The sequence below is a fragment of the Oleiphilus sp. HI0128 genome (assembly GCF_001635365.1).
The window spans coordinates 1-3213 of sequence record NZ_LWGG01000874.1 but is presented as its reverse complement, the minus strand read 5'-3'; the positions used below and the strand labels follow the sequence as shown (position 1 = coordinate 3213).

Here is a 3213-nt window from a genome sequence, read left to right as displayed (position 1 = left end):
GAGAGGTAAGAAACATGAAGCCCCTAAACAAATTTAGGGGCAAAATATTAGAGAAAAATTATGAGGAAGCCTCAGCTCCGTCCAACACCTTATCGTTGAATTGCTTTGTTCCCTTGTATCCCAAAAACAAAGAAACAAGCCAAAGAATGAAGGCGACTGGCGAAGCAATCACTGTTACCGCCAAAACAACGATTAGAATTAAATTAATTACTCCCCACATCATTGAACCCGCATACATCTGCCCTGCTCCGGGAATAAAAAAACCTAGAGCTAACGCGACGATTGGGTTCTTCATTTGATTTTGAAGACGAGCTTGCTGAATTGTATCGTTCATAATATCTATCCCTATTTATTACACTTAAGCTTTTTTACGTCTGGCAAAACCCAACCCAGCCATTCCAAGACCTAGCAACGCAAACGTACTTGGCTCTGATACTTGCGATACGTCAGATCGAACCAAAAATTGTCCAGTGAATGGATCTGAAATATTGCGTGCTTGAGCAAAGAATATATCTTGTAAATAACCAGTATCTGTATCAAACAAAGCACTTGCATCGTTATCATAAATTGACCAGAAAGTACGATCTTCACCGTTATCGCGAACTACTGTACCGAATCCGAATACATCATCCTCATTAGTACCAGTAGCACCAAAGAAATCTAGATAATTTGCCATTGCTGCAATGCTAGCGTTTTGCTGGCCAACTGCATGATCAAAAGAAGAAAGATTGTAAGTAATACCAAAGCCTTCTTGCATTGTGATTACTTCATCGAAGGTAGCATGACGGAAACCAGAGTAATCGCCACCTGTATCAAGCTGACCTAGCACATCGTTAACTGTACGACCTTGTGTGGCTGTTAAGTCCAGCCACTCTAACCCCGTTTCTTCGTGCAAGGTTATAGTATCAACACCAAAGCCAGAATCTTGAGATATGAATCCTGCTGATGCGTTTATCGATAATGCAGATAATGCAATCGCTACTACTCGTTTCATGTGTATTTCCTTTTATTGATTTATTAGTTTTTATCTCTTTATGATTTTGTCCTAAGCACCCTTCATGCTATATATCAACCACTGACCATTCTCACTTCGTAATTCCACAGTTGATTCGTCTTTAATTTCTTCTCCGTTGTCATCTTCACCTACAATGAGAAGAGTGACATTGGCTTCACTTCCATCAATGTCGTAACCATCGGTTTCAATCGAACCATTTGCCTCGTTAATGGTTTTAGAAATCTTCTTAAACTTACTAATTCTCTTTCTAGAGTCGATTCGTTCTTTAATTTTGCCTGTTGTTAGTGCTGACATTTGATTCAATACTTGATCATCATCCAAGTTGCCTTCGAGAACCAAATCAAAAAACTGTTCAACAGCATCACTTGGAGATGGATCTGAAGAGCCGCACGCCATTAACGGTAGAAAAAGAAAAATACATAAAACTTTTTCCTTTAGACTGTACATAAAACTAGCTCCAATATTCTTATTACTTAAGGGAAACTGACAGGTGAACCAGCGCCACCTTCATGAGCAAATACAATTTTTGTGATTCTCCACTGGTCGTTATCTAACGTGAAACTAAACTTATCCTTTGAAAACCAAGTCTCGTCTTTTATCTCTCCAGAAGTCTTCGCGATTACTGTTGCGCTAACAACCTCTCCATCTTTCTCTACAAACTCTTCTTTCTCTATCTCAATATTCACATCTGAAAGCTCAAGTATGTTGCCGTATACTCCCAAGACCGGAATAAATTGCATCTCATACGGCTGTTCATTTTTGTCTGCATACTCGAATTTTTCACCTAACTTTGTTTTCAATCGACCAGTTGTAAAACCAAGAAATGCATGTTTGTTCTCGTTATCTTTAAGGTCTGAATATATGAGCAACTCGTAAAACTCTTCGACAATTTCATTTGGGTCTTGGCTCCCACACCCTGTAAGAAAAACAGATAACACAAGTACAAAAATTATTTTCATGTCGATTCCTTATTTACTTCAATAATGCGTTGAAACCATCAGCCATAGCCTTAGAAAGCGCCTCTATAACCACATGGCATGTTTCACTTTCTTCGGCCTCAGCTTTGGGTATTGAGTTGCACTCTTCGACCAATGCGATCAATCGATCTTCGTCAGCTATTAACTCTTCAACAGTTGGCACCGATTCTCCGCAGCCGCTTAAAAAAATTGTTGAAAGCGACAGACAAAATATTCCAGTTTTTTTCATTATTAGATCCTTATGATGTTTAAGTCATATCTGGTGAGGCTTCGTTGAATGCGTACTCGAAAATAATCTTGCTAGAGCGGGAAGCTACCTCGGCAATCAATGGTGGCTATGAGTTTTGCATAAAGCAGAATCATTAATTCCACCATTCGCCCAAGCTAACTACTAAAGAAATTAATACAGGTCTTAGATACCTAAAACGCACTTGTGTTTCCTTAACAGCACTCAATTATCCCAATTTGGGATAATGCTAGCACGCTAATAACATGACCACAATATGGAAAGGTCTGTTAACACACCAAAATATAAACGATTTCAAGATTGGCTTATTAAATCTAGGGTAGCCAAGGAATTGACACAGATTGAATTTGCTAAACTTCTAAACGAGCATCAATCGTACGTATCTAAAATTGAATCTGGCGAGAAAAGAATATCAGTGCAAGAGTATGCCCAGATAGTTAAAGTTCTAGGTATTGACCCACTAGAAGGTTTGAAGATTTTAGAGTAAAAAGAAAAGTCATTTATGCTACTTTCCTCCCCGTTACATCTTCGAAAATGGAATAAATGTCCTCCACCTGACACACTTCTTTGCCACCAATAGATTGCTGTGAGGCGTGAGAAATATTTCCAACAGGCTCATTTGACGCAGTTTCTACTGTGATAATGTCAGGCTCAGAATAAGCATAATATTGGCCAGCTATCTTACGACCATCTATAGAATTCTGATTTATCCATTTCTTTAGAGTATTTATTGAAGGCTGCGATCCTTTTTGAAAATAAACCTCTCTATACTGTGAAAGTTTCATTAGCTTTCTAGTTTGACCGCTACCAAGAATTCCTTCATCATTACTCTTAATCAAGAACACTTCTCCCAAAATATTACCCGCTCATTACTGCTTGCGCCAACCGGCTTAATAATTATACCCCTGATAGACATACTTGGTCAATAGCCAAAATTTGCTTTTTTCCATTTTTTTTACTTTTTATAGCAGAAA

7 protein-coding genes are annotated in these 3213 nt (G+C 38.3%); 1 reads left to right on the top strand and 6 read right to left on the bottom strand.

What is annotated here, in order from left to right:
• Window positions 1-58: 58 nt before the first annotated feature.
• From A3763_RS13870 to A3763_RS13850, 5 genes are read right to left on the bottom strand one after another with little or no spacing between them, the layout of a single operon-like run.
• Entirely contained in the window at window positions 59-334 is a 276-nt protein-coding gene (locus A3763_RS13870) for a hypothetical protein (RefSeq protein ID WP_068633637.1), read from the bottom strand.
• A gap of 24 nt (window positions 335-358) precedes the next feature.
• The gene (locus tag A3763_RS13865; RefSeq protein ID WP_068633635.1) at window positions 359-994 is read right to left on the bottom strand and encodes a PEP-CTERM sorting domain-containing protein; all 636 of its coding nucleotides are present in this window, start codon (window positions 992-994) and stop codon (window positions 359-361) included.
• A gap of 51 nt (window positions 995-1045) precedes the next feature.
• A complete protein-coding gene (locus tag A3763_RS13860) occupies window positions 1046-1462 on the bottom strand; it encodes a DUF4878 domain-containing protein (RefSeq protein ID WP_156495004.1) in 417 nt (138 codons plus the stop codon).
• Between the two features lie 26 nt (window positions 1463-1488).
• The gene (locus A3763_RS13855; protein WP_068634011.1) at window positions 1489-1974 is read right to left on the bottom strand and encodes a hypothetical protein; all 486 of its coding nucleotides are present in this window, start codon (window positions 1972-1974) and stop codon (window positions 1489-1491) included.
• Between the two features lie 13 nt (window positions 1975-1987).
• Complete coding sequence (locus tag A3763_RS13850) at window positions 1988-2221, bottom strand: EexN family lipoprotein (RefSeq protein ID WP_068633649.1); 234 nt, start codon at window positions 2219-2221, stop codon at window positions 1988-1990.
• A gap of 274 nt (window positions 2222-2495) precedes the next feature.
• Between A3763_RS13850 and A3763_RS30150 the strand changes: the two genes are divergently transcribed.
• A complete protein-coding gene (locus A3763_RS30150) occupies window positions 2496-2726 on the top strand; it encodes a helix-turn-helix transcriptional regulator (protein ID WP_068633647.1) in 231 nt (76 codons plus the stop codon).
• Window positions 2727-2739: 13 nt separating this feature from the next.
• Here A3763_RS30150 and A3763_RS13840 read toward each other — a convergent pair whose 3' ends face one another.
• Complete coding sequence (locus A3763_RS13840; RefSeq protein WP_068634012.1) at window positions 2740-3078, bottom strand: hypothetical protein; 339 nt, start codon at window positions 3076-3078, stop codon at window positions 2740-2742.
• Between the last annotated feature and the right edge of the window lie 135 nt (window positions 3079-3213).